Origin of the sequence: Nonomuraea sp. NPDC048882, assembly GCF_040649755.1 — a bacterium.
GTDB lineage: Bacteria > Actinomycetota > Actinomycetes > Streptosporangiales > Streptosporangiaceae > Nonomuraea > Nonomuraea maheshkhaliensis.
This window is the reverse complement of the sequence record NZ_JBEZGB010000050.1, coordinates 1-4,107: the sequence shown is the minus strand read 5'-3', so window position 1 is coordinate 4,107 and position 4,107 is coordinate 1. Positions and strand designations below refer to the sequence as shown.

General features: G+C 64.0%; 4 protein-coding genes. 3 read left to right on the top strand and 1 reads right to left on the bottom strand.

Annotation, left to right across the window (positions count from 1 at the left end; all coding sequences use genetic code 11):
• Positions 1-1,383: IS4 family transposase (locus AB0C27_RS56090; protein ID WP_357863614.1), on the bottom strand; the 1,383-nt coding region annotated here is incomplete at its 3' end.
• Positions 1,384-1,869: 486 nt separating this feature from the next.
• On the opposite strand from AB0C27_RS56090, the gene AB0C27_RS56085 reads away from it, so the two are divergent.
• The 3 genes from AB0C27_RS56085 to AB0C27_RS56075 all read left to right on the top strand — a co-directional run bounded on the left by AB0C27_RS56085 (position 1,870) and on the right by AB0C27_RS56075 (position 3,877).
• Positions 1,870-2,670: an SAM-dependent methyltransferase gene (locus AB0C27_RS56085; RefSeq protein ID WP_357863611.1), complete on the top strand. Its 801-nt coding sequence runs from the start codon at positions 1,870-1,872 to the stop codon at positions 2,668-2,670.
• A gap of 256 nt (positions 2,671-2,926) precedes the next feature.
• Positions 2,927-3,718 carry an ISL3 family transposase gene (locus tag AB0C27_RS56080; protein ID WP_357863620.1) on the top strand — a complete coding sequence of 264 codons (792 nt, stop codon included), beginning with the start codon at positions 2,927-2,929 and terminating at the stop codon, positions 3,716-3,718.
• A 3-nt stretch (positions 3,719-3,721) separates the two neighbouring features.
• Entirely contained in the window at positions 3,722-3,877 is a 156-nt protein-coding gene (locus AB0C27_RS56075) for a hypothetical protein (protein ID WP_357863617.1), read from the top strand.
• Positions 3,878-4,107: the final 230 nt, after the last annotated feature.

Below are 4,107 nucleotides of genomic sequence, written 5' to 3'. Positions count from 1 at the left end.
GGTGGGCAGGAGTTGGACGGTGGGTGGCCCAGCGTGGCGGATGCCTTTGTCGCTTGGGCGTCGTTCGCGGTAGCTGCTGCGTCGGGTGCGTTTGATGGAGCGAGGGTAGGTGCGGTGGCGGCGTTCGGGGTTGCGGTTGCGGGGCCGGCCGATCTGATGGACGGTTCTGGTCCAGAGCTCATTTTGGAGTTCAGGGGGGAAGGCCGCTCGGTCGGTGACCGAGCGGTGCACGATCCGGAGGGTGGCCAGGAACGTGATCCGGTCGGGATCGACGCCGGCTGTGGTAGCGGCGGTGCAGATCAGGGTGGCCAGGGCCCAGTGGGTGAGGAGGTAGGCCCAGATCTCCTGCCGGACCAGGTCCGGGGTCTTGGACCGCAGGATCCTTCCGGGGCCGCGCAGGTGGATCTTCAGCTGGGCGAACCCGGTTTCGGCCTCCCAGCGCTCGTGGTAACAGGCGGCGAGCTGCTGCGCGGTCGCCTCCGCGGGATCGAGGGCGGTCGTGATGAGGCGGATGTGCTCGCCCTTGCGGTCGGGCACGGTGTAGTCGACCACCCGGACGATCACCGCAAGGTCCGGATCCAGTTCACGGCCGCGGCGGGCGTCATCTCGCAGCCGTTTCTTTTGCGATTGGCGCAGCTTGGTGGGCTTGGTGATGACCGCCAGCCAGGATCCGTCCTCCAAGTCTTTCAGCCAGTACGGGTGCAGCCCGGCCTGGATGCGCCACAGGAGCTGCGCGCCGGTTGAGGACGCGTACTGCCAGGCAGGGAAGCTGTAGAAGCCGCGATCGGCGCTCAGCAACATCTCGGGCGTCAATCGCCCGTACAGCGAGTAGGCGAGGGTCTGCTCGCTGTCCCAGCAGCCCGAGGTGTCTGCCGCGACGATCGCGTGTGAGGCGCACTCGCTGATCGCCACGACCCGGGCCTGCGGATTTAGGGTCTCGTACCCGCCCGCGCTGTCGTTGGGGAATTCGGCCAGGTTCGTCGCCGTGTCCGGCAGATCGAGGGTGAACCCGTCGATCGCCATCAGTCGCCACCGTCCCAGCCACGCTCCCGTGGTCGCCGCTGTCACGGCCGGCCGGGCGACCCGCTCGAACACCTCCCGGACGACCTCGGACTCCAGGCGCTGCCGGGCCTGGGTGATCGCTCCACGCGTCGGAGGCTCCCACGAAGATCCCGGCACGGCTGCGAGCAGACCGGTCAGTTTCTCCGCGACCTCCTCGTAGTCATCGTCCGCGAACAGGCATAACGCCATCAGCAGATAGACGACCACACGAGCCGGGAGCTTCCGCACCCGCTCCTCGCGGCATCCGTGCAACTCGATCGCCTCGTCCAGGACCTGCCGTGGCACCAGCGACGTCAACACCCCCAGCCCAACCAGATCCATCAGCCGACCCGAACCGCCTGCGCCACCCGGCAAGATCACCAAGCGACGCTACCAGCATGATCGCTAACTAAACGGCATTGGCCCACGGATCACAGCCCCCGAAGATCCCGACCTACAGCTGCCGTAACTGAATTGCGCCACGAGACAGCCTTACGAAAGCCTTACGACAGGAGGGATGTGTATTTTCTCCTCACGGCAAGACCGCGAACGAGCTCGAGGGTGCATGTCGAGAGCGAGAAGCGTTGCCTCCGATGGAGGAATGAAGTGAAATTGGCCTGCCGACTGATGCGCAATTGCAGAACTCTCCAAGCTGGAGATGACTGTTGCCAGGCAGATGGGTCGCGATCCGCTGCCTGGATTCTTCATGGTTATTCGGCGCGGGCTGCGACATCGAACACGGACCTTGACGGGAAAGTTGGCTCGTACTTTAATCGTACGAGCACGAGAAGGAGCGCGAATGTCGTGTATACGCGCGGAGCTTGACAGATGAACGAGCTAAGTCCGCTCTTCAACCCGACGGTGCCGAGCATGGCGCGGATCTATGACTATTGCCTTGGCGGCAAGGATAACTTCGCGGCCGACCGGGAGGCTGCAGATAAGATTTTACAGGTATTGCCGAACGTTCGGCAGATAGCGAGGGAAAATCGCGAATTTCTAGGCCGAGCGGTACGCTTTCTCGCCGAAGCTGGCATCCGCCAATTCCTTGACATCGGCACTGGGCTTCCTACTCAACAGAACGTTCATGAGGTCGCTCTAGGAATCGCACCCGATGCTAGGACCGTCTACGTTGACAACGACCCTATCGTGCTGGTCCATGCGCGTGCCCTGTTGGCTAACAACCGCCAGACAATCGTGGTCGACGGCGATCTACGAGCGCCACGGGAGCTCCTTGACCGGACCGACGTTCGGGCCCACCTTGACTTCGACCGGCCCTATGCGGTCATCCTGTGCTCTATCGTGCACTTCGTCGAGGACGACCAGGAGGCAGCCGACAGCGTCTCCGTCCTGCGGGAGAGCCTGCCGCCCGGTGGCGCGTTGGTGCTTTCTCACGGATTCCGTGGCGAACTGAATGACGATGCGATCGACGTCGGAAGAGCGATCTACGCCCAGGCGCATGGTGGATTAAATATGCGCGATCAGGCGGCGATCAGCGAATATTTCCGCGGGCTTGAGTTGGTGGAGCCCGGCTTGGTCCGCGTGGAATCGTGGCGTCCCGTCCATGATCTGGATCTCACACCCAATGCATCAGCACCTGGTGTCCTAGGAGCTGTCGCCTTTGCTCCATAAGAGGGCATCTAGTCTCTGCTCAAATACGCCATGGCCGACCTCGTCGTCCGCCACTCAGCCGGTATGGCTATGACGGTTTGAGTTGGGATCTGGCCCATATTTCGTGATCGAAACGGGCCCGCCGGTCCTTCGGTGTGAGCGACGATGATCCGCGTGTCGTGATGATCATGTTTTGGATGTGCTGCTGCCTCACCTGTCGGGTGTCGAGGTCGAGCGGGTCGAGCACGTCAACGGCGTGGTGAGGGTCGTGGCCAAGATGCAGGCGGTACAGGTCGCCTGCCCCGCCTGCGGGATGCTTTCCGGCCAGATGCACAGCCGCTACCAGCGTCGTCTGGCCGACACCCCGATCAGCGGCCAGCCGATGGTGATCGTGCTGGAGGTACGGCGTCTGGTGTGCCGGCAGCCCACATGCGAGCAGAAGACCTACGCCGAGCAAGCGCCCGGCTTGACGATGCGGTACGCGCGTAAGACACCACTGCTGGTCCGGTCTCTGCAGCACCTCGGGGTCGCGCTCGCTGGACGGGCCGGGACTCGGGTGGCCCGGCTGTTGCAGATGACCGTCAGCCGTTCTACCTTGCTGCGGCTGGTCATGGCCATGCCAGACTCGATCATCGAGGCACCGCGGGTCCTCGGCGTGGACGACTTCGCCCTCAAGCGCGGGCATCGCTACGGCACGATCCTCATCGACTGCGAACGCGGTGTGCCGCTGGAGGTGCTGGAAGGGCGCGAGGCCGACCCGCTGGCCGCTTGGTTGCGTGAACACCCCGGTATCGAGGTGATCTGCCGAGACCGCGCGGGCGCCTATACCGAGGGCGCCCGAGCAGGTGCTCCGCAGGCGGTTCAGGTAGCTGATCGATTCCATCTGTGGCAGAACCTGGCCAAGGCCGTCGAACGGTGCGTGGCGGCGCACCGCTCCTGCCTGCAAGAACCGGCACCGGAGTTCACCCCGGAGGAAGATCCAGGACAACCACCCGACATAGCCGGGACCGACGAGCCGGTGGGGAAGTTCGCCGAGCGGGTCCGCCGTCACCATGCCCTGGTTCACTAACTTCTGGAGCAGGGCCACGGGATCAGGGGCATCGCCCGGCAACTGGGCTGGGGACGACACACCGTCCAGCGCTACGCCCGAGCGGCCCGCTGGACCGAACTTGTACCGCTTCAAAACTCGTGCATGTGGTCTGAGCTGGTGTTTCTTCGGAACAGCTAGGCGGCTCGGTGGTACTCGTTGATGGCTCCGCTGAGCACCCTCCGGCGCTGAACCCGGCCTTCCAGCGGCACCACGACGTCCTCGTCTTGATCAGGTGGGCGTTGCCGTCGAGACTGGTGCGGGCGGTGCGCGTTGTAGCCTCGGGCTTTCGCGGTGAATTTCGCGCAGGTTGATCGGCTACATAAGAAAAGTGCTTCCGAGCTGGGAGGATGGGGCTTGTCTAGAGTCCT